The sequence below is a fragment of the Streptomyces sp. NPDC038200 genome, assembly GCF_055600785.1.
Window position 1 is genome coordinate 190530 of the sequence record NZ_JBVJYH010000005.1, and the last position, 19816, is coordinate 210345.

General features: G+C 73.6%; 17 protein-coding genes. 3 read left to right on the forward strand and 14 right to left on the reverse strand.

What is annotated here, in order from left to right:
- Window positions 1–63 precede the first annotated feature (63 nt).
- A complete protein-coding gene (locus tag ACZ7KF_RS13105; RefSeq protein WP_471072700.1) occupies window positions 64–1026 on the reverse strand; it encodes a phosphotransferase family protein in 963 nt (320 codons plus the stop codon).
- 578 nt (window positions 1027–1604) lie between these two features.
- Window positions 1605–1781, reverse strand: a complete 177-nt coding sequence (locus tag ACZ7KF_RS13110; RefSeq protein ID WP_030654904.1) for a hypothetical protein — start codon at window positions 1779–1781, stop codon at window positions 1605–1607.
- 605 nt (window positions 1782–2386) lie between these two features.
- Here ACZ7KF_RS13110 and ACZ7KF_RS13115 point away from each other — a divergent pair.
- Window positions 2387–3823: a serine/threonine-protein kinase gene (locus ACZ7KF_RS13115; RefSeq protein WP_471072703.1), complete on the forward strand. Its 1437-nt coding sequence runs from the start codon at window positions 2387–2389 to the stop codon at window positions 3821–3823.
- Window positions 3824–3894: 71 nt separating this feature from the next.
- Here the strand turns inward: ACZ7KF_RS13115 and ACZ7KF_RS13120 are convergent, their stop codons facing one another.
- The 10 genes from ACZ7KF_RS13120 to ACZ7KF_RS13165 all read right to left on the reverse strand — a co-directional run bounded on the left by ACZ7KF_RS13120 (window position 3895) and on the right by ACZ7KF_RS13165 (window position 17799).
- Complete coding sequence (locus tag ACZ7KF_RS13120; RefSeq protein WP_225821991.1) at window positions 3895–4713, reverse strand: TrmH family RNA methyltransferase; 819 nt, start codon at window positions 4711–4713, stop codon at window positions 3895–3897.
- A 112-nt stretch (window positions 4714–4825) separates the two neighbouring features.
- Window positions 4826–6058, reverse strand: coding sequence for a uroporphyrinogen-III C-methyltransferase (gene cobA / locus ACZ7KF_RS13125; protein WP_471072706.1), 1233 nt, complete (start codon window positions 6056–6058; stop codon window positions 4826–4828).
- A gap of 140 nt (window positions 6059–6198) precedes the next feature.
- The gene (gene cobT / locus ACZ7KF_RS13130; protein ID WP_471072709.1) at window positions 6199–10749 is read right to left on the reverse strand and encodes a nicotinate-nucleotide--dimethylbenzimidazole phosphoribosyltransferase; all 4551 of its coding nucleotides are present in this window, start codon (window positions 10747–10749) and stop codon (window positions 6199–6201) included.
- A 343-nt stretch (window positions 10750–11092) separates the two neighbouring features.
- Entirely contained in the window at window positions 11093–12316 is a 1224-nt protein-coding gene (gene cbiE / locus ACZ7KF_RS13135) for a precorrin-6y C5,15-methyltransferase (decarboxylating) subunit CbiE (RefSeq protein WP_471072712.1), read from the reverse strand.
- 103 nt (window positions 12317–12419) lie between these two features.
- Complete coding sequence (locus tag ACZ7KF_RS13140; RefSeq protein WP_471072715.1) at window positions 12420–13058, reverse strand: GNAT family N-acetyltransferase; 639 nt, start codon at window positions 13056–13058, stop codon at window positions 12420–12422.
- Between the two features lie 161 nt (window positions 13059–13219).
- A complete protein-coding gene (locus ACZ7KF_RS13145) occupies window positions 13220–14041 on the reverse strand; it encodes a MetQ/NlpA family ABC transporter substrate-binding protein (RefSeq protein WP_471072718.1) in 822 nt (273 codons plus the stop codon).
- 23 nt (window positions 14042–14064) lie between these two features.
- A complete protein-coding gene (locus ACZ7KF_RS13150; protein WP_471072721.1) occupies window positions 14065–14895 on the reverse strand; it encodes a MetQ/NlpA family ABC transporter substrate-binding protein in 831 nt (276 codons plus the stop codon).
- Between the two features lie 72 nt (window positions 14896–14967).
- Entirely contained in the window at window positions 14968–15711 is a 744-nt protein-coding gene (locus ACZ7KF_RS13155) for a methionine ABC transporter permease (RefSeq protein WP_471072724.1), read from the reverse strand.
- Entirely contained in the window at window positions 15708–16751 is a 1044-nt protein-coding gene (locus ACZ7KF_RS13160) for a methionine ABC transporter ATP-binding protein (protein WP_471072727.1), read from the reverse strand. Before ACZ7KF_RS13160 ends, ACZ7KF_RS13155 begins: the two co-directional genes overlap by 4 nt.
- 397 nt (window positions 16752–17148) lie before the next feature.
- Window positions 17149–17799 (reverse strand): HAD family hydrolase, encoded by a 651-nt coding sequence (locus ACZ7KF_RS13165; protein ID WP_471072730.1) that lies wholly within the window; start codon window positions 17797–17799, stop codon window positions 17149–17151.
- 69 nt (window positions 17800–17868) lie between these two features.
- Between ACZ7KF_RS13165 and ACZ7KF_RS13170 the strand changes: the two genes are divergently transcribed.
- Both ACZ7KF_RS13170 and ACZ7KF_RS13175 read left to right on the forward strand, forming a co-directional pair.
- Window positions 17869–18228: a hypothetical protein gene (locus ACZ7KF_RS13170; protein WP_471072733.1), complete on the forward strand. Its 360-nt coding sequence runs from the start codon at window positions 17869–17871 to the stop codon at window positions 18226–18228.
- Between the two features lies 1 nt (window position 18229).
- Entirely contained in the window at window positions 18230–18649 is a 420-nt protein-coding gene (locus ACZ7KF_RS13175; RefSeq protein ID WP_471072736.1) for a hypothetical protein, read from the forward strand.
- A gap of 64 nt (window positions 18650–18713) precedes the next feature.
- Here the strand turns inward: ACZ7KF_RS13175 and ACZ7KF_RS13180 are convergent, their stop codons facing one another.
- Together ACZ7KF_RS13180 and ACZ7KF_RS13185 are read right to left on the reverse strand one after the other, a co-directional pair.
- Complete coding sequence (locus tag ACZ7KF_RS13180; RefSeq protein ID WP_471073393.1) at window positions 18714–19211, reverse strand: GNAT family N-acetyltransferase; 498 nt, start codon at window positions 19209–19211, stop codon at window positions 18714–18716.
- 45 nt (window positions 19212–19256) lie between these two features.
- Complete coding sequence (locus tag ACZ7KF_RS13185) at window positions 19257–19763, reverse strand: RNA polymerase sigma factor (protein WP_471072739.1); 507 nt, start codon at window positions 19761–19763, stop codon at window positions 19257–19259.
- Between the last annotated feature and the right edge of the window lie 53 nt (window positions 19764–19816).

Below are 19816 nucleotides of genomic sequence, written 5' to 3' on the forward strand. Positions count from 1 at the left end.
CCGGTCGGTCCTGCTTCGTGTTTCCCCAGGACAGACTCCGTCCGCCCCCCGGGCGGTTGCAGCCTAGCCCGGGATTCCGGGCGCCGGTCGAGGGGGGCCGGGGAGCTGGGACGGGACGGCCGGCATGCGCGCGCAGGCGTCGACCACGGCCTGCTCCACCTCGTCCAGCGGGCGCTCCCCCGCGAGCGCCTTGGTGATCGCCAGGGCGGCCGTCTGCGCGGTGAGCGCGCGAGCGGGGACGTCCAGGGCCGGCCAGGGGTCGCCGTCCGCGGGTACGGCCGGGCCGCCGGCCCGCCGGTAGGCGGTCAGGAAGCGGGTCCACTCGTCGGGCGGGAGGAGTCCGCAGGCGTACCAGGCGGCGGGACGGGCGAGGTCCCAGGCCGGGACGCCGGCGCCGAGGTCGTCCACGTCGATCAGCTTCCACGGCCCGTCCGGTGCCGGGTGCCGGACGAGCTGGCCGAGGTGCAGATCACCGTGGCAGAGGGACGCCGGGCCGGGCATCGGGGCCGCCGACCGGGCCCAGGAGGGCAGCGCGGCCCAGGCGGCCGTGACGGCACGGGCGGCCTCGTGGGCGTCGGCGCGGTGAGGGGCGGCGCCCAGGGCGGCGCGGAGTCGGCCGAGCGCGCGGGCGGCTTTGGCGGGGCCGCGCATCGCGGGGAGGCCGGTGGGGACGGGGCTGCGGTGCAGACGGGCCAGGAGGGTGGCGGCGGCTTCCCAGGGAGCCGCGTCCGGGTCGTCGGGGTCCACGGGGACGCCGTACGGCCACAGGGTCACCGGGCGGCCGTGCAGCGGGGTGGGGGCGCGGGCGGTGAGCGGGGGGAGGAGCAGCTCCGGGAGGCGGGCGGCCACGGCGACGCGGAGGGCCAGGGCGGCGGAGTCGGTGTCCGGGGCATGGGCCTTGGCGACGACGCCGGCGTGACGGACGACGGTGGCGTCCTGGCGGTCGGCGAGAGGGGTGCTGCCGCAGCCACAGGGGGCGGCGGGGACGCCGGGATGCGCGGCGGCCCGGGCATGGGTGGCGAGCACGGAGACGAGGACGGGAGCGCCCGCGCCCGTACGGGCGCCGGTGCCGGCGTCTGTACCGGCGTCTGTGCCGACCGCTGCGTCCGCGGAGCCGCCCGCGCCCCCGGAGCCGCTCGCGTCCGCGGCGGTGTCCGCGCGGATGCCTGCGTGGACGCCGGCGCCTGCGCCGGTGCCGGCCTCCGCGCGGGTACGCGCGTCTGTGCCGGTGCCTGTGTCTGTGTCTGTGTCTGTGTCTGTGTCTGCGGTCAAGGCTGCCTCGGGCCGGGGGCTGTTCGACCGAGAGTACCGACCGCGACACACCCGCGGACGCGCACCCGCGGACGCACGACGGCCCGCGAGCCACGGCGGGCGGCTGTCGGCTGTCGGCTGTCGGCTGTCGGCTGTCGGCTGTCGGCTGTCGGCTGTCGGCTGTCGGCTGTCGGCTGGTTCGGTGCCCGGGGACACGGGGCGCGAAACGGCCAATGCCGGCGCAGCTCCCCAGCTGCGCCGGCATTTGTGCCGTCCGCCGTACCCCCGTCCCCACGGGGTTTCATGGACCGATGTCCCCGCCCGGACCGCTCTTCCGGGCCTGGGGTCGCCGCTCAGCGCCCCAGCATCGCACCCACGGACGACGCCTGTGTGGCCACCGTCTCCCAGCCGTCGAAGACGAGCAGGAGCAGGGCCGCCAGGGGAAGGGCCATGAGCGTCGCCACCAAGGGGTGGCGACGGCCTGTCCGGCGGGGAGCGAACGCGGTGCGTCGCGGTGCCGTGTAGGCCATGGTCCCTCTCCTGAACCGTCTTGGTTGTCGTGTGCGGCGGCGGGTGCCTGACCTCGGGGGACGAGTGCTGCACCCGCCGCTTGACCTCAAATCTAGGCGCGGGGGACACGTCCGGCGTCATGCCTTCGTACCGATTGCCGGGCCTCCCGGAGGATGAGCCACGACCTGCGGAGTACTCCCCTGGGTGGAGACACGGATCCGTGTATCGGGGTCTTCCCGGAGGGGGCCGCCCGCTCTGTCCGGTCATATCCGAAGCATCCGGTGACTCGAACGGCGTGACTTCGCTCACTCCGATCGGGGTCCGGACGGGGACCGGGAGCGGACCGCACCCCGGGTCACGGCCGGGGCCGCGGGCCGCCGGCGACGGCAGGCCGACGGGAGTACCGACCGGCTTTCCGCGTTCTCGCCCACGTCCAACCTCCCTGTCCCATCGGCTGGTTGACCTCGACCATGACGCAAAGTCGCCGTACGGCGTGGCTTCTTGACCGCGTTTCACCTCCCCCGGACGGCCCACACAATCCGTCCGGCCGAGAGGGCGCGGCCTATGCGCGCAGGCGGCCGTGGAAACGTAAGCTGTGCCTCGTCACAGGGACCGGGCAGCGGGGATGAACATGGCGATGATGCGCCTGAGGCGCGAGGACCCGCGCGTCGTCGGCTCGTTCAGGCTTCACCGACGGCTCGGCGCGGGTGGGATGGGCGTGGTCTACCTCGGCTCCGACAAGAAGGGCCAACGCGTCGCACTGAAGGTGATCCGGCCCGACCTCGCGGAGGACCAGGAGTTCCGGTCGCGGTTCGCGCGCGAGGTGTCGGCGGCCCGGCGCATCCGCGGCGGCTGCACGGCCCGGCTGGTCGCCGCCGACCTGGAGGCCGAGCGGCCCTGGTTCGCCACCCAGTACGTGCCCGGCCCGTCCCTGCACGACAAGGTCGCCGACGAGGGCGCTCTCGGCGCGGCGGACACCGCGGCGGTCGGCGCGGCCCTGTCCGAGGGGCTGGTCGCCGTGCACGAGGCCGGTGTCGTCCACCGGGATCTGAAGCCCTCCAACATCCTGCTGTCCCCCAAGGGACCCCGGATCATCGACTTCGGCATCGCCTGGGCCACCGGCGCCTCCACGCTCACCCATGTGGGCACCGCGGTCGGCTCCCCCGGCTTCCTCGCCCCCGAGCAGGTGCGCGGCGCGGTGGTCACCCCCGCCACGGACGTCTTCTCCCTGGGCGCGACCCTGGCCTACGCCTCGACCGGTGACTCGCCCTTCGGACACGGCAGTTCCGAGGTGATGCTGTACCGGGTGGTGCACGAGGAACCGCAGCTGTACGGCGTACCGGACGCGCTGGCCCCTCTCATCCGGGCCTGTCTGGCGAAGGACCCCGACGAACGGCCCAGCACCCTGCAGCTGTCGCTGCGGCTCAAGGAGATCGCCGCCCGGGAGGCGCAGGGCCTGGACGGCGGACGACCGCCGGTGCCGCGTGCCGCCGAGGCCGATCGGCCCACCGGGCGGCTCGGCGACACCTATCCCGAACAACAGCGCACCCAGCGGCGTACCTCCCCCGGTACGCCGCTGCCGCGCGGTGGCACTCCGGCCCGGGGCGGTATGCCCTCCCGGGGCGAGGCCTCACGCGGCGAGACGCCGTCCCGCGGTGGGGTGGCCTCACGCGGCGGCAGCGGCCCGCGCGGTGCCGCCGCCCGGCCGGGTGCGGCGCGCCCCACTCCGGTGCCGCGCCGCGGCGGCCCCCGCTCCGGTGGCAGCCGTCCCGCTCCGCGCGGCGGTTCCGGGCGGCCGGGGCAGCGCCCGGCGGGGATCTGGCGGCGGCCGGCCAATCCGCGGCTGCTGCGCCAGCGGCTGTTCGTGTTCGTGGTGGTGACGCTGCTGGTGGCGCTCGGCATCGCGCTGGCCCAGGGCTGCCAGGGCCCGGCGCGCGGGCTCGGCGACGACGGCAGCGGCGGGCAGCAGCGGCAGACGCAGCCGGGCCACGCGCCGCCGGGCGACGGCGGGTTCACGCCGGACGCGCGCAAGTCGTCGCTGAGCCACGACGCCGGGAACTGAGCGCCACGCCCGGGCGGTGTCCGGGAAGGGCGGCGCGGCGTCCCGGAAGGACTCCGACCGCTCACGACCGGTCAGGACGCGGGACGGCCCGTCGCCACCGCGTAGAACGCCACCGCGGCCGCCGCGCCCACGTTGAGCGAGTCGACGCCGTGGGACATCGGGATGCGGACCCATTCGTCGGCGGCGACCAGCGCCTGGGTGGAGAGTCCGTCGCCCTCGGCGCCGAGCATGAGCGCCACCCGGTCCATCTGGTGCGGGGCGGCCTCGTCCAGGGTGCGGGCCTTGTCGTCCGGGGTCAGCGCGAGCAGGGTGAAGCCGGCCTCGCGGACCGAGTCCAGCCCCTTCGGCCAGGTCTCCAGACGGGCGTACGGCACCGAGAACACCGCTCCCATGCTGACCTTGACGCTGCGCCGGTACAGCGGGTCCGCGCAGTCGGGCGACAGCAGCACCGCGTCCATGCCGAGAGCCGCGGCCGACCGGAAGATCGCCCCGATGTTCGTGTGGTCGTTCACGGATTCCATGATCACGACCCGGCGGGCGGAGCGGAGCAGTTCACCGGCCGTCGGCAGCGGCTTGCGCTGCATGGAGGCGAGGGCGCCGCGGTGCACGTGGTAGCCGGTGACCCGTTCGGCGAGTTCCGGGCTGACGGCGTACACCGGGGCCGGGAGTTCGTCGATGACGTCGCGCATGACGTCGATCCACTTGGCCGAGAGCAGCATCGACCGCATCTCGTAGCCGGCCTCCTTGGCCCTGCGGATGACCTTCTCGCCCTCGGCGATGAACAGGCCCTCGGCGGGCTCGCGTTTGCGGCGCAGCTCGACGTCGGTCAGGCCCGTGTAGTCGGAGAGGCGCGGGTCGTCGGGATCCTCGACGGTGATGAGATCGGCCACAGGGTGATACTGCCTTGTCCTGGGTGTGGTGCCAACGGCTGGGAGGGGCGGGTTACCCCGGGTTACGCGTGATCGAGCCAAGGTGGGGCCGGCACGCGGAGAGCAGGGACGGTCATGCGGGGGTCGCGGGGCCGACCCGGACGACCTCGCCGATGACGATGACCGCCGGGGGCTTCACGTCCTCGGCCACCACCGTCTCGCCCACCGTGGCCAGCGTGGCGTCCACGCGCCGCTGGGCGGCCGTGGTCCCCTCCTGGACCAGGGCGACCGGCGTCTGCGGCGACCTGCCGTGCGCGACGAGCGTCTCCGCGATCTTCCCGATCTTGTCGACGCCCATCAGGATCACCAGGGTGCCGGTGAGCCGGGCCAGCGCCGGCCAGTCGACCAGGGAACGCTCGTCGTCCGGGGCGACATGGCCGCTGACCACGGTGAACTCGTGGGCCACCCCGCGGTGCGTGACCGGGATGCCGGCGGCGCCCGGCACGGAGATGGAGCTGGAGATGCCCGGGACCACCGTGCACGCGATGCCGGCCTCGGCGAGCGCCTGGACCTCCTCCATGCCCCGGCCGAAGACGTAGGGGTCACCGCCCTTGAGCCGGACGACCGCCTTGCCCTGCCGGGCGTGCTCGACGAGCGCGTTGTTGATGGCCTCCTGGGCCATGTAGCGGCCGTACGGGATCTTGGCCGCGTCGATCACCTCGACGTGCGGCGGGAGTTCGGCGAGCAGGTCGCGCGGGCCGAGCCGGTCGGCGATGACGACGTCCGCCTCGGCGAGGAGACGCCGGCCGCGGACCGTGATCAGGTCGGGGTCGCCGGGGCCGCCGCCGACCAGGGCCACGCCGGCGGTGCGGGTGCGGTGGTGCGGGGCGACGAGGGTGCCGTCGCGCAGGCCCTCGACGACCGCGTCCCGGATGGCGGCGGTGTGGCGGGGGTCGCGGCCCCGCGCGTGCGTGGTGAGCACGGCGACGGTGACACCCTCGCTGTGGCCGGTCGCCGGCGTCCACGCCGTCGCACGGTCGGCGTCGTCGGAGCGGACGCACCAGACGCGGTGGCGCTCCGCCTCGGCCGAGGCGGCGGTGTTGGCCTCGGGGTCGCTGGTGGCGATGAGGGCGTACCAGGCCTCGGCGAGGTCGCCGTCCTCGTAGGGCCGCCTGGTCCAGGTGATCTCGCCCGCGTCCGCCATGGCCTCGACGGAGGGCGTCGCCTCCGGAGAGACCAGCACGATGTCCGCACCCGCGGCGATGAGCGCCGGCAGACGCCGCTGAGCCACCTGGCCGCCGCCGAGGACGACCACACGGCGACCGGAGAGGCGGAGACCTACGGGGTAGGCGGGGTGTTCGGCCATGAGGTACGGCTCCTCGTGCAGCTGTGAAATGGGCGCGCTGCACCTTCGGAGCGGCCCTGACGTGCGGATTTTATGCCGTGGGCACGGCAGACGGCAGGGGTGGTCCGGCAGCTGAACACCGGACCACCCCCGTGCGACGGCTACTTCTCGGTGACTCCCGCCGAATCGAACGTGGCCACCTCGTGCATCGCCCGGGCCGTGCTCTGCACCAGCGGCAGCGCCAGCAGCGCGCCCGTGCCCTCGCCGAGGCGGAGGTCGAGGTCGACCAGCGGGCGCAGGCCCAGCTTGTTGAGGGCCGCCACGTGTCCGGGCTCGGCGCTGCGGTGGCCGGCGATGCAGGCCGCGAGGACCTCGGGGGCGATCGCACGGGCGACCAGGGCCGCGGCGCCGGCGCTGACGCCGTCCAGGATCACCGGCGTACGCAGCGAGGCACCGCCGAGGAGCAGGCCGACCATGGCCGCGTGCTCGAAGCCGCCGATGGCCGCGAGGACGCCGATCGGATCGGCCGGATCCGGCTGGTGCAGCTCCAGGGCGCGGCGGACCACCTCGGTCTTGCGGGCCAGCGTCTCGTCGTTGATGCCCGTGCCGCGGCCGGTCACCTCCGCCGGGTCGGCCCCGGTGAAGACCGAGATCAGCGCGGCCGAGGAGGTGGTGTTGGCGATGCCCATCTCACCGGTGAGCAGCGCCTTGTTCCCGGCGGCCACCAGGTCGCGGGCGGTCTCGATGCCCACCTCGATGGCCGCCTTGGCCTCCTCGCGGGTCATCGCGGGGCCGGTGGTCATGTCGGACGTGCCCCCGCGGATCTTGCGCGGCAGCAGGCCCGGGGTGGCCGGCAGGTCGGCGGCCACGCCCACGTCCACGACGCACACCTCGGCGCCGACCTGGGTGGCGAAGGCGTTGCAGACGGCTCCCCCGCCGAGGAAGTTGGCCACCATCTGGGCCGTGACCTCCTGCGGCCAGGGGGTGACGCCCTGGGCGTGGACACCGTGGTCGCCGGCGAAGATCGCGACGGCGGCGGGTTCCGGGATCGGCGGCGGGCACTGCCGGGACAGCCCGGACAGCTGCGCGGAGATGATCTCCAGCATGCCGAGCGCGCCGGCCGGCTTGGTCATACGCTTCTGGCGCTCCCACGCCTCGCCGAGCGCCTTGGCGTCGAGCGGGCGGATCTGTGCGACGGTCTCGGCGAGCAGGTCGTGGGGTTCCTCTCCGGGAAGGGCGCGGCGGCCGTACGTCTCCTCGTGCACCACCCAGGACAGGGGGCGTCGCTTGGACCAGCCGGCCTGCATCAGCTCGGGCTCGTCCGGGAACTCGTCGACGTACCCGACACACAGGTAGGCGACGACCTCCAGATGCTCGGGCAGGCCGAGCGCGCGGACCATCTCCCGCTCGTCGAAGAAGCTGACCCAGCCGACGCCGAGGCCTTCGGCGCGGGCGGCGAGCCAGAGATTCTCCACCGCGAGCGCCGAGGAGTAGGGCGCCATCTGCGGCTGGGTGTGACGGCCGAGCGTGTGCCGGCCGCCGCGGGTGGGGTCGGCGGTGACGACGATGTTGACCGGGGTGTCGAGGATGGCCTCGATCTTCAGTTCCTTGAACTGCTTGGCCCGGCCCTTCGGCAGCGACTTGGCGTAGGCCTCGCGCTGACGCATCGCCAGTTCGTGCATCGTCCGCCGGGTCTCGGCGGATCTGATGACGACGAAGTCCCAGGGCTGCGAGTGGCCGACGGAGGGCGCGGTGTGCGCCGCCTCCAGGACCCTCAGCAGCACCTCGTGCGGGATGGGGTCGCCGCGGAAGCCGTTGCGGATGTCGCGACGCTCGCGCATCACCTTCAGGACGGCCTCGCGCTCGGCGTCGGCGTATCCGGGCGCGGCCGGGCCGGTGGACTGTCGTGCTTCCGCCACTGCGGCCGTGCTCTCTTCCTGGTCGGCGGCCCTGGTCTGCAGGTCCTCCGCGTGCTGGACGACGTCGGGGGTGAACTCCGCGTCCGGCGCGGCCGGTACGACGCCGGGCTCGCCCTCGCGCTGCGCGGGCACCGTGACCACGGGTTCCGTCTGCTCCTGCGGGCCCTGCGGGTCCGGTGCCGGCACGCCCTCGGCGGGCACGACGAAGGGCCGCGGCGGGGTGGGCGCCAGGTGCGGGGTGGTGGGCACCTGGCCCTCCACCTGCACGAACTCCCCGAGCGGCGGCTCAGGGCTGGGCTCCACCGGCAGGCCGGGGGGCAGCGACCCCTCCGGGTCCGGTGCCTGCGCGGCCACGGCGGTGTCCGGCGCCTGCGGCTGGAGCTGCGGCCCTGCGGGGCCGGCGACCGGTGCCGGTTCGGCGGTGTCCACCGACGACTGCGGCTGCGGCTGCGGCTGCGGTACAGCGGGCACGGCCGGGGTGTCGGCGGTGGGCGCGGCCTGCTCGGCGAGCTGCGGCCCCTGCACCTGGCGGCCGGCCGGGTCGGCCGGCACCACGGCCTCGGGGGCGCTGTCACCGGCGGGCACGGTGTCCTGCGCCGCGACGACCGCCTCGGCCTGCGGCACTTCGGCGACGACGACCGCTTCGGCCTGCGGCGCCACGGGGGCCTGGGCCTGGGCTTGGGGTGCCTGAGGCTGGGGGGCCTCGGACAGCGGGGCCTCGGTCAAGGGGGCCTCGGTCAGGGGGGCGGCCGCCGTCTGCGGTGCCTGACCGTGCGGTGCCTCCTGCGGGGCCGCCGGGGCGGGGGCACCGGGTTCCGGGGCCTGCGCGACGGCGGGCTGGTCGGCCGGTACGGCGTCGCCGGTGACGGCGGCGTCCGGGCCCGGCTGAGCCGGAACGGCGCCGTCCGTGGTCTCGGCAACGCCCTGCGGGGCGGCGGGCCCGGCAACGACATCGGCCGGTGCCTCGGCGGCGGGTGCGGCCGGTGCGGCCGGTGCCTCGGCGACGACCGGGTCGGCGGCCTGGGCCACGCCCGGGACCTCGACCGGGTCGGGAGACACGACGGCGCCCTGAGCGGCGACGCCCGGGACCTCGGCAGAAGGCTGCGACTGAGCGGGATCGGCAACCTGCGCCGGGTCGATGCCCTGAGCGGGATCGACAACCTGCGCCGGGTCGATGCCCTGAGCGGAGTCGGCAACCTGCACACCCTCCGCGGGCTGCACGCCTTCCACGGGCGGCGCGCCTTCCGCGACCGGCTCGGCAGCCGGGGTCGGCTGAGCCGCCTCCGCCACCGCGGCCTCCGCCACAGCAGTCTCCGCCACCGCCGGGCCGGCCACCGCGGGCTCGGCCAGCGCCGCATCAGCCTCGGGCGTTCCTGCGGCACCGGCGCTCTCCGCAGCCTGCGCGGTCTCCACAGCCTGCGTGGCCTCCGCAGGTTGCGCGGTCTCCACAGCCTGCACGGCCTGCGCGCTGTCCGGCGTCTGATCGCGTACGGTCTGGTCCGGAGCGGGGACGTCCGGTACGGCCTGGTCCGGCGCCGCAAGGTCCGGCACGTCCTCGTCCGGTGTGGCGAGTTCCGGCACGGCTTGGTCCGGCGTGGCGAGTTCTGGTGCGGCCTGCGCCGCAGCGCCGTCCTGCTCCACCGCGTCCGCCTCAACCTGACCGGCGGCGGCATCGGCACCCTGCGCGAGTGCCGGATCCTGGACCGCGCCCGGTACCCCGGTGGGCGGGACCGCTTCGGCCGGTGTCTGCGCCGGGTCCCCGCCCTCGGGCGGCGCAACGGCCCCTTCGGCAGCCGGAACGGCATCCTCCGCCGACGCCGACGGCACCTCGGCGGCAACGCCACCGTCGAGCACGGCACCCCCGGCAACCGTCTCGGCGCCGACCACGGCAGCCTGGGCACCCTCCGCATCCGGAGCACCCTCGGCACCCGGGATCACGGGTGCCTGGACACCCTCCGCACCCGGCACGACCGGCGTCCGCGCAGCCGCCGCCTCCGGAGTCAGCGCGGCCGGGAGGTCCTCGGCGGGCGCGTCCGTCGGCGCGGTGTACACCCCGTCGTGGCCGTGCGCCGGCTGCACGCCGTCGTGGCCGTGTACGACCTGCATCTGACCGGTGTCGCCCGCCGTGCTCTCGGCCGCGGCCTGGTGGGCGAGGCGGGCCATGGCGGCCTGGGCGGCGTCGGTCGCCTCGGCGGGCGCGGGCAGGGGCGGGCTGACCGTTTCGGCAGCCGGTGCCGGTGCGCCGGCCTGGGCCGGGGCCGCGCCCCAGGGGGCCGCGCTCTGCGGAGCCATCTGCGGCTGGGCGTCGAGGTACTCCGGGCCCGTGGCCGGCGGACCGGGCTGCCGTACCGGCGCTCCCGCCGGGCCGCGGTCGGCGAGGGAGCGGACCGGGCTCGCGGAGGCGTCGGGGATCGGCGGACCGAGGTGCAGCGGGCGGCGCGGCGGCTGCGGGGCCGCCGTCGGGTCGTGCGGCGTGGAGAGGATGGGCGACGGCGGAACCGACGCCGGACCCGGGTCGGGCAGGCGGACACCGCTGAGGTCGACCGAGCCGCTGTCACGACCGGCCGTCTCGTGCGGGCCCGGCTCGTGGACGGCTTCCACCACCGGCTCCGGAGCCGGTGGCGGCACCTCGTTGCCCCACGCGCCCTGGGCACCCGGCAGCAGCAGGTCTTCGTCCTCGGCGGGCGCCTCGGAGAGGTAGGTGTACGCGCCGTGCGCGGGGACGCCCGGCTGTTCCACCATGCCTGCGCCCTCCGGCTGTCCCTCGCCCGGGACCTGGCCGGTGTCGGTCATGCGTACCCCTCGCCCATCGGTTAGTGCTCCTACGACCAGCTCAACCGGAACGGCGCACCGACCGCCCCGCAGTGAAGAACGAGCGTCCGTGCCCAGCGGCACGAACGACCCGCCGGAAAAGGCGACAAAGCCATTCAGTGGCATTGTCCCGGCCGTTCCGCCGTCGCGACAGCATGATCCGCGACAGTCCGCTGTGGACTGCGCCACGTTGCGCGTCCTCCGGTTCCGCAGTACCGCACCCACCCCAAAACGGGCGTGCGTTCCGGACATTGGCGAACGAAGTTCGGGCCACCGGTGCGGTACAACGATCGGCCAGCCTACCGCGCGCGGTACGACAACAGGATCACGGGGCGCGATCCGGCAATACCCCGCTGAGCAGGAACGCTACGTTCCGCTCGGTCTCGGTCCAGGCCCTGGTGTCGAGTTCCACGGACTGGAGCAGGGCGCATTCGACCCGGTAGCCGTGCTCGGTCAGGTCGCGGCCGAGGCGTTCGGCGGTGTCCCGGGTCGCGGCGTGCGTGACGATGCGCTGCGGGCGCCGGTCGGCGACCGCGGAGACGACCGCCGGTCCCCCGCCGCCCACCCGCACGACGTCCGGTTCGGGCAGGTTTTCGAGGACGTGCGGGGCGCTGCCGTGGACGACCTGGAGCTGCACGCCGGACCGGCGCGCGGCCCCCTCGGTGCGGGCGCAGGCGGCGGGGTCGTGGTCGACGGCGATGACGGCCGCGCCGGCGTGTGCGGCCTCGGCGGCGAAGGCGCCGGAGCCGCAGCCGATGTCCCACACGAGGTCGCCGACCCGGGGCCCGAGGCGGGCGAGTTGGGCGGCGCGGAGCAGTCCCGTCTCGCCCTCGCCGAGGCCGCCGCCCGGTCCGGGACCGTAGCTCTCGTCGGGCTGCACCCAGCCGCGCGGGCCGGCGCCCGGGTCGCGGCCGGCGATCCAGCCGCCGCCCTCCCCCGCGCCGGCCGGTCCGCCGATGACGATGACGACGTTGGGGTCGCGCCAGGTGTGGTCGGCGGCCTTGTCGGAGGTGACGATGGAGAGCTGTTCGCGTTCGGTGCCCAGTTCCTCGCAGATGACGAAGGTGCGGTGGACGCCCTCCAGGAGCAGCCCCAGCTCGGCGGGGCCGGCACCCGGTGCGGTGAGGACGGCGACCTTGGTGTGGGCGCGGCAGACGTTCACGGCGCGGCGCAGGGTGCGCGGGTGGGCGACGACGACCTGGGCGTCGTCCCAGGGCATGCCGGCGCGGGCGAAGGCGGCGGCGACCGAGGAGACGGCGGCGACGACCTCGACCTCCAGGCCGAACTCGGGCGCGCGCAGGGTCCGTACGACGCCGAAGAAGCCGGGGTCGCCGTCGGCGAGGACGACGGCGGTGCCGCGGTGGGCGGCGATGCGGCGGGCGGCCAGGGCCACGCTGCCGAGGCGGATGCGCTCGGCCGCGGGCGGGATCTCGGGCAGCGTCAGATGGTGGGCGGCGCCGGCCACGAGCGTGGCGGCGCCGAGGGCGGCGCGTGCCGCGGCGGTCAGCGGCGAGCCGTCCCAGCCGATCACCGTGACCCGGTCGGCCATCGTCGTCAGTCTCCCGTGGTTCTGCGCAGGTCTGCTGGCGGGGGGGAAGCCCTGGGCGGGCTCCGTGAGAGTACCTGGGTTCGCGGGCCGGTCGCGCGCGGGCTCAGTTCCAGTCCGAGTACGAGGTGAAGCCACCCGTGTCGGCCAGCTGCTCGCTGACCCCGGCCAGGTCCTCCGGCAGCAGGCTCCAGACGATGACGTCCGTGCGCACCTCGGTCCAGGTCCCGTCCTCGGTCCTGGTGCGGGCTATCCAGGCGTTGCGGAGCACGCCCTCGCTGATACAGCCGATCTTCTGGGCGACCTGCTGGGAGGCGGTGTTGTCGGCGGCGGTGCGCAGTTCGAGCCGCTCGAACTTCCGGTGGTGGAACAGCCACTGGGCGGTGGCGAGGGCCGCCTCGGAGGCGTAGCCCTCGCCGCGTGCCCAGGGGGCGGTGACGTAGGCGATCTCGCTGGAGCGGACGCGCCAGTCCGTGTTCCTCAGGTGCACGACACCCACGAGCCGCTGGGTGAGGAACTCGGTGACGGCGAGGACGATGCCGCGGCCCTCGGTGCGTTCCGCCGGGGCGGTCCCGGTGATCCACCGGCGGGCGTCGGCCTCGGTGTAGGGGTGGGGCACGGTGGTCCAGGCGACGACCTGCTCGTCGTTCATCATGTCGGCCAGGGCGGGCACGTCGTCCTCGTCGAGGGGACGCAGCACCAACCGCTCCGTGCTGATGGAGATGTTGGGGAAGGTGCTCGTCATGCGCCGCTCCGTAACCTTCGGAAAATCGTCGAAAGACCGTCAGGGCCGTCAGGCCTGCTGAACTGCCCAGCATGCAGCATGAAACCACTGAACCGCACAACGGGGTCCACACCCGGTGAGGGAGTGGACCCCGTGCGTCGCGAAACGCCGTGTGCGTGCCGTCAGCCGGCGCTCACCGGCAGGACGGACCCGTGGTACTTGTCCTGGATGAACGCGCGCACCTCGGGCGAGACGAGCAGCTCGGCGAGCTTCTTCACCCGGGGGTCGTCCTCGTTGCCGCGTTTCACGGCGAGGAGGTTGGCGTAGGGGTTGTCCTTCGCCGACTCCAGGAGGATCGCGTCCTTGGCGGGGCTGAGGCCCGCGTCCTGGGCGTAGTTGTTGTTGATCACCGCGGCGTCGACGTCGTCGAGGGAGCGGGGCAGCTGGGCGGCCTCCAGCTCCTTGAACTTCAGGTGCCGCGGGTTGGCCGAGACGTCCACGGGGGACGCGTCGGCGCCGGCGCCGGCCTTCAGTTCGATGACGCCGCCGGCGGCCAGCAGCTTGAGGGCGCGGCCCTCGTTGGTGGTGTCGCCCGGCACGGCGACGGTGGCTCCGTCGGGGAGCTTGCCGACGCTTCGGACCGTGTGGGAGTAGACACCCATGGGCGGCAGGTAGGGCTTCACGACCGAGACGAGGTCGGTGCCCTTGGACTTGTTGAAGTCGTCCAGGTAGGGCTGGTTCTGGTAGAGGTTCGCGTCCAGCTCGCCCTCCTGGAGGGCGGTGTTCGGCAGGACGTAGTCCGTGAACTCCTTGATCTCCAGCTTCAGGCCGGCCTTGGCGGCGAGGTGGTCCTTGACGTAGGTGAGCACCTCGCCGGCCGGGACGGCGGTGGCGCCGACGACGAGGGTGTCGTCCTTGCCACCGCCCTTGCCGGAGTCCGTGCCGGAGCCGCAGGCGGTGAGGCCGAGGGCCAGGGCCGCCACGGCGACGACGGACTTGCGCATCGTTGCAGTCCCCCTAGAACGGCTCAGAAGGACGGGATGACCGAGCCCTGGTACTTGTCCTCGATGAACTTCTTGACCTCGGGCGAGGTGAGGAGCTTGGCGAGCTTCTCGACCCGCGGGTCCTTCTCGTCGCCCTTCTTCACGGCGAGGAAGTTGCCGTAGGGGTTGTTCTTCGGGGACTCCAGGACGAGAGCCTCCGTGGCGGGCTTCAGGCCCGCGGAGATGGCGTAGTTGCCGTTCACCACGGCCGCGTCCACGTCCTCCAGGGAGCGCGGGGTCTGGGCCGCCTCGACCTCCTTGAACTTGAGGTTCTTGGGGTTCTTGGTGATGTCCTGCGGGGTCGCCTCGTTGCCGACGCCGTCCTTGAGGGTGATGAGCCCGTTGGCGGCGAGCAGCTTCAGGGCGCGGGCCTCGTTGACGGCGTCGTTGGGGACGGCGACGGTCGCACCGCTCTTGAGGGCGTCGGCCTTCTTGACCTTGTGGGAGTACAGGCCGAGCGGCTCCAGGTGCACCGTGACGACGGGCACGATGTGGGTGCCGCGCTTCTTGTTGAAGTCGTCGAGGTACGGCTGGTTCTGGAAGTAGTTGGCGTCCACCGAGCCGTCCTCGGTCGCCGTGTTCGGCGTGATGTAGTCGGTGAACTCCTTGACCTCCAGGTCGAGGCCCGCCTTCTTCGCCAGCTTGTCCTTGACGAAGTCGAGGATCTCGGCGTGCGGGGTCGGGCTCGCGGCGACGACCAGCGGGCCGCTGCCGTCGGAGGAGCCGGAGTCCTTGTCGGAGCCGCAGGCGGTCAGCCCGAAGGTGAGGGCTCCGGCGGCGAGGACGGCGGTGGTGAGCTTGGCGGTGTTACGCACGAAAAGTGCCTTTCCTTAAGGGTGGTGCGACCCCGTGTACGGGTGAACGGGGAGAACGGAGGGGGGTGCGGGTCAGCTCTTCCTGACGGCTTCGGTGGCGACCGTGCCGGAGAAGATGCCGCGCAGCGGCCGGAACAGGAGCAGGCCGCTGGTCCGGCCGGTGCGGCGGTGCAGCGAGCGGGCCGCGAAGTCGCCGACGAACTGGAGCAGGGAGATGACGACGGCCAGGATGGCCACCGTGATCCACATCATTCCGGTCTCGAAGCGCTGGTAGCCGTAGCGGACGGCCACGTCACCGAGGCCGCCGGCGCCGACCGTGCCCGCCATGGCCGAGTAGCCGATGAGGGCGACGATCGTGGTGGTGGTGCCCGAGATGAGGGACGGGAGCGCCTCGGGCACGAGCACGCTGCGGACGACCTTCCAGGTGCTGCCGCCCATGGACTGCACCGCCTCGACGAGCCCGCCGTCCACTTCCCGGACGGACATCTCCACCAGGCGGGCGAAGAACGGGATGGCGCCGACGGCGAGCGGCACGATGGCGGCCTCACGGCCGATGGTGGTGCCGGTGATCCAGCGGGTGAAGGTCATCAGGGCGACCATGAGGATGATGAACGGCATCGAGCGGGCGACGTTCACGACCTGCCCGATGACCTTGTTCACCACGACGTTCTGCAGCAGCCCGCCCTTGTCGGTGAGGACGAGCAGGAGGCCGAGCGGGAGCCCGCCGACGACGGCTATGACGGTGGACCAGCCGACCATGTAGAGGGTGTCCCAACACGCCTGCTCCAGCAGGGGCTGCATCTCGGACCAGGTCACTTGGCACCATCCTTCACGAGCACGGGCTCCTGGCCCTCTTCGCCGACGACGTCGATCTGCAGGCCCTGTTCGCGCAGGAAGCCGACCGGCACCACGTTGTCCTCGTAACGGCCGGGCAGTTCGATGCGCATACGGCCGACCTGGAGGCCGCCGACGGTGTCGATGGCGGCGCCGAGGATCGAGATGTCGATGTTGTAGGTGCGCGAGAGCTGGGAGATGACCGGCTGGGTGGCGGCCTCGCCGTGGAAGGTGATGTCGAGGACGGTCCGGTCGGCGCCGGTGGCCTCGCCGCCCACGGGGAACAGCGCGGCGGCCAGCTCGGAGCCCGGGGTGGCCAGCAGCTCGCTGACCGTGCCGGACTCCACGATCCGGCCCTTCTCCATGAGGGCCGCGGAGTCGCAGATCGACTTCACGACGTCCATCTCGTGGGTGATGAGCAGGACGGTCAGGCCCAGCTGCCGGTTCAGGTCGCGCAGCAGCTGGAGGATGGAGCGGGTGGTCTCCGGGTCGAGGGCGCTGGTGGCCTCGTCGGAGAGCAGCACCTTGGGGTCGCCGGCGAGGGCTCGGGCGATGCCGACGCGCTGCTTCTGGCCGCCGGAGAGCTGGGCGGGGTAGGCCTTGGCCTTGTCGGCGAGGCCGACCAGGTCGAGCAGTTCGAGCGCCTTGCGGGAGCGGTCCTTGCCGGACCTGCCGAGGATCTCGAGCGGCAGCTCGATGTTGTCCTGCACGGTCCGCGAGGACAGCAGGTTGAAGTGCTGGAAGACCATGCCGATCCGGCTGCGGGCCCGGCGCAGCTCCTTGCCCGCGCGCGGGCCGCGGCCGGCCAGGGCGGTGAGGTCCTGCCCGGCGACGGTCACGGTGCCGGAGGTGGGGCGCTCCAGCAGGTTGACGCAGCGGATGAGGGAGGACTTGCCGGCGCCGGACTGGCCGATGACGCCGTAGACCTCGCCTTCACGGACGTGCAGATCGACGCCGTCGAGGGCGGTGACCTCACGGCCGCGGGAGCGGTAGACCTTGGTCAGGCCCGAGGTGGTGATCACGTGGGTTTCCGTCACTGTCGAGTGCACGGGCGTGGGTGTGCCCGGACACGGAGCGTTTCGTGCGTTCGTTCAGGGACGCGGCACGGTTCTCGGGTGGCGGTGGAACCGGGGAGAACGTCGTGTGCGCGGGGCGGCTCTCGGTCGCGTACGGCCGGGTTCGGACGCCGGACGGGCCGCGGCTCTCGCTTCGGGGCGCGAGGCTCTGGTGCTGCGGGGGCCCTCTAGAAAGCGCACATTCGACACGGACACATACAACGAGCACCGGGCGTGCGGGTCGCCTCGGTCGCAAGGGTGCGGCTGCTCGTCGTGGTCATGCGATCAGTAAACCAGACCTACGGTCCTGACCGGCCGCCGCTGTCCGCATCGTGGACAGCGGCGGACAGGGCCGGGCGGGGGGTCAGCCGCGCAGGGCGATCTCCACTCCCCCGGCGGTGGCCAGTGCCGACAAGGCCGACAGGTCCCTCACCACCAGGTCGGCGTCCAGTTCGGCCGCCGGGTGGGTTGTGGCCAACGCCACGGTGGTCATGCCGGCCGCGCGGCCCGCCCGCAGTCCGGCGGGGGCGTCCTCGAAGACGACGCAGTGGGCGGGGTCGACGCCGAGCTGCCGGGCGGCCAGCAGATAGGGCTCGGGGTCGGGCTTGCCGCGGGTGACGTCGTCGGCGGAGACCAGTGCCTTAGGAGTGATGCCGACGGCGCCCAGGCGGGCCTCGGCCAGGCGGCGGGTGGCGGAGGTGACCACGGTCCAGCGGTCGGCCGGCAGGGCGTCCAGGAACTCCCGGGTGCCGGGCAGCAGACGCACGCCGCCGTTCGGCACGTCCTCGACCTCCAGCTGCTCGACCCGGGCGACCGCCTCCGGGACCAGGCGGGCGGGCAGCAGGTCGGCGACGATCTCGACGGCCGTGCGCCCGTGCAGTTCCACGCGCCCGAACTCCTCGGCGGTGATCCCGTACTCCCGGGCCCAGCGGGTCCAGCAGCGCTCGACGGAGTCGAGGGAGGAGACGAGAGTGCCGTCGTTGTCGAACAGAAGGGCGTGCGCGTGGATCGTCATGGTCTAGACCCTACGGCGTTCGGCGGGGGCGACGGCCCCGGCCCGTTTCGGGCGTATTAAGGTCACCGCATGCTCAATGCCCTGACGCTGGTGACCGGGGTCGCCGCGCTGTTGCTCGCCGCCTGGTGCGGCTGGGCCGCCTCTCGCGACCAGCCGACGAAGGACTGGCACTTCATCGGCATGGCCGTGGTGTCGCTGCTGGCCGTGGTCCAGCTGGTGATCGGCATCGTGCAGCTGGCGCGGGGCGAGAAGCCGGAGCAGGGCACGACGATCTTCGTGGCGTATCTGCTGGGTGCGTTCGCCTGCGTTCCGGCGGCGGGCCTCATGTCGCTGGCCGAGCGGACCCGCTGGGGCTCGGTGACGGTCGCGGCGGGCGGCGTGGTGCTGGCCGTCCTGGAAGTACGGCTCTACGACATCTGGGGAGGCTGAGGTGACGGCGGTGGAGGAGAAGCCGGCCCGGTTGATCGGCGGGCCGGGCATGCTGCTCGTCTGGTTCTACGGCGTGATGGTGGTCGGGGCGGTGTCGCGTTCCGTCTACCAGATCTCGACGGAGTTCGACCGGGCGCCGCTCGCCTACTCCCTGTCCGCCCTGGCCGGCGTGGTGTACGGGTTCATCACCTACACCCTGGTCCGGGGCGGGGAGACCGCTCGCCGGGCGGCGCTGGTGTGCTGCGCCGCCGAGCTGGCGGGTGTGCTGATCGTCGGCACGTGGACGCTGGTGGAGCCCTCGGCGTTCCCGGACGCGACGGTGTGGTCGAAGTACGGCATGGGCTACGTCTTCATCCCCGTGCTGCTACCCCTGTCGGCGATGTACTGGTTGCGGAAGGCGCAGGCCCGAAGGGCCGCTTGAGGGGCGTGGGCGCGCGGTCGCGCGGTGACCGCCGGGGCGGTTCGCCGCGCCCCGGGGCCGGCCGTCAGGCCGTGGCCGCGTAGGTGCCCGCCTGCTTCTCCAGGATGATCATCTCGACTCCGTCGGCACCCTTGGCCCGGCCCACCGTCTCGTAGCCGGAGCGGCGGTACAGACGGAGGTTGCCCTCGCTGCGGTGGCCGGTGAAGAGGCGGAACCGCTCGGCGCCCCGCTGCTCGACGAGCGCCGCCTCGGCCGCGCGCAGCAGCCGCGCGCCGATGCCGTGGCCCTGCAGACGGGGGTGGACGCACAGCTTGCCGATGGCCGCCGCGTTGTCCTCGGTCACCTTGCCGCGCACCGAGCCGACCACCTCGTCGCCGAGCCGGGCGACGAAGACGCAGTCGGAGACGACCTCCTGGCGGACGGAGTCCAGGGTCTGCACGAGCGGGTCGATGCGGTAGTTGCCGTACAACGCCGCCTCGCTCTGGAAGCACAGGTACTGGAGCCTGAAGATCTGCTCCGCGTCCTGCTCGGTCGCCACCGAGATGGTCACGCTCATGCCCATGTGCGCACGCCTCCCGCTCACCTGATCACCTGTCGTCCCCCACTCCTATCCCCGCGCTTCGCACGCCGCAACCTCCGGCGCGAGCAAACGCCGCAGACATCCCAGGCATCTGGAGCGTTCCGGGCCAAGACTGCCCTGTGAGATACCCAACTCCCCCGCGATCTCCCGGTATGTCAGGTCCCTCGGCGAGAGCAGCGCCTCCATGAGACGGGGGCAGCGGCCGGGCAGGCGGCGGACCGCGTCGCGCAGCGCGCGGTACCGGGCGGCGGTCAGCACGTGCTGTTCGGGTCCGGCGCGGGTGTCGTCGGCCGGTTCACCGTCGTAGGGCCGCTCCCGGCGGGTGGTGCGGCGGCTGCGCCGGGCCTCGGCGCGGACGGCCCCGCGCAGCCAGCCGGACGGATCCGGCGGTGGCCCGTCGGCCTCCAGCCGCTCCAGCAGCCGGAGCCAGACGGCCTGCTCCAGATCGCCCGGCTCGCTTCCGGAGGCGGACGCCTCCGCGGAGGCCTCGGCGGTGAGCAGCGGGCGCAGGGCGGCTACCAGGTCGTGCGTCATACACGGAACGACGCGCCGCCCCGGCGGCGGGTTGCCGGGGCGGCGCGCAGTCA

Coding starts and splice junctions, on each gene's coding strand:
- ACZ7KF_RS13110 (WP_030654904.1), bottom strand. CDS start 1,781: ATGGCCTACACGGCACCGCGACGCACCGCGTTCGCTCCCCGCCGGACA.
- ACZ7KF_RS13115 (WP_471072703.1), top strand. CDS start 2,387: ATGAACATGGCGATGATGCGCCTGAGGCGCGAGGACCCGCGCGTCGTC.
- cobA (WP_471072706.1), bottom strand. CDS start 6,058: ATGGCCGAACACCCCGCCTACCCCGTAGGTCTCCGCCTCTCCGGTCGC.
- cobT (WP_471072709.1), bottom strand. CDS start 10,749: ATGACCGACACCGGCCAGGTCCCGGGCGAGGGACAGCCGGAGGGCGCA.
- cbiE (WP_471072712.1), bottom strand. CDS start 12,316: ATGGCCGACCGGGTCACGGTGATCGGCTGGGACGGCTCGCCGCTGACC.
- ACZ7KF_RS13140 (WP_471072715.1), bottom strand. CDS start 13,058: ATGACGAGCACCTTCCCCAACATCTCCATCAGCACGGAGCGGTTGGTG.
- ACZ7KF_RS13145 (WP_471072718.1), bottom strand. CDS start 14,041: ATGCGCAAGTCCGTCGTCGCCGTGGCGGCCCTGGCCCTCGGCCTCACC.
- ACZ7KF_RS13165 (WP_471072730.1), bottom strand. CDS start 17,799: ATGACGATCCACGCGCACGCCCTTCTGTTCGACAACGACGGCACTCTC.
- ACZ7KF_RS13170 (WP_471072733.1), top strand. CDS start 17,869: ATGCTCAATGCCCTGACGCTGGTGACCGGGGTCGCCGCGCTGTTGCTC.
- ACZ7KF_RS13180 (WP_471073393.1), bottom strand. CDS start 19,211: ATGGGCATGAGCGTGACCATCTCGGTGGCGACCGAGCAGGACGCGGAG.
- ACZ7KF_RS13185 (WP_471072739.1), bottom strand. CDS start 19,763: ATGACGCACGACCTGGTAGCCGCCCTGCGCCCGCTGCTCACCGCCGAG.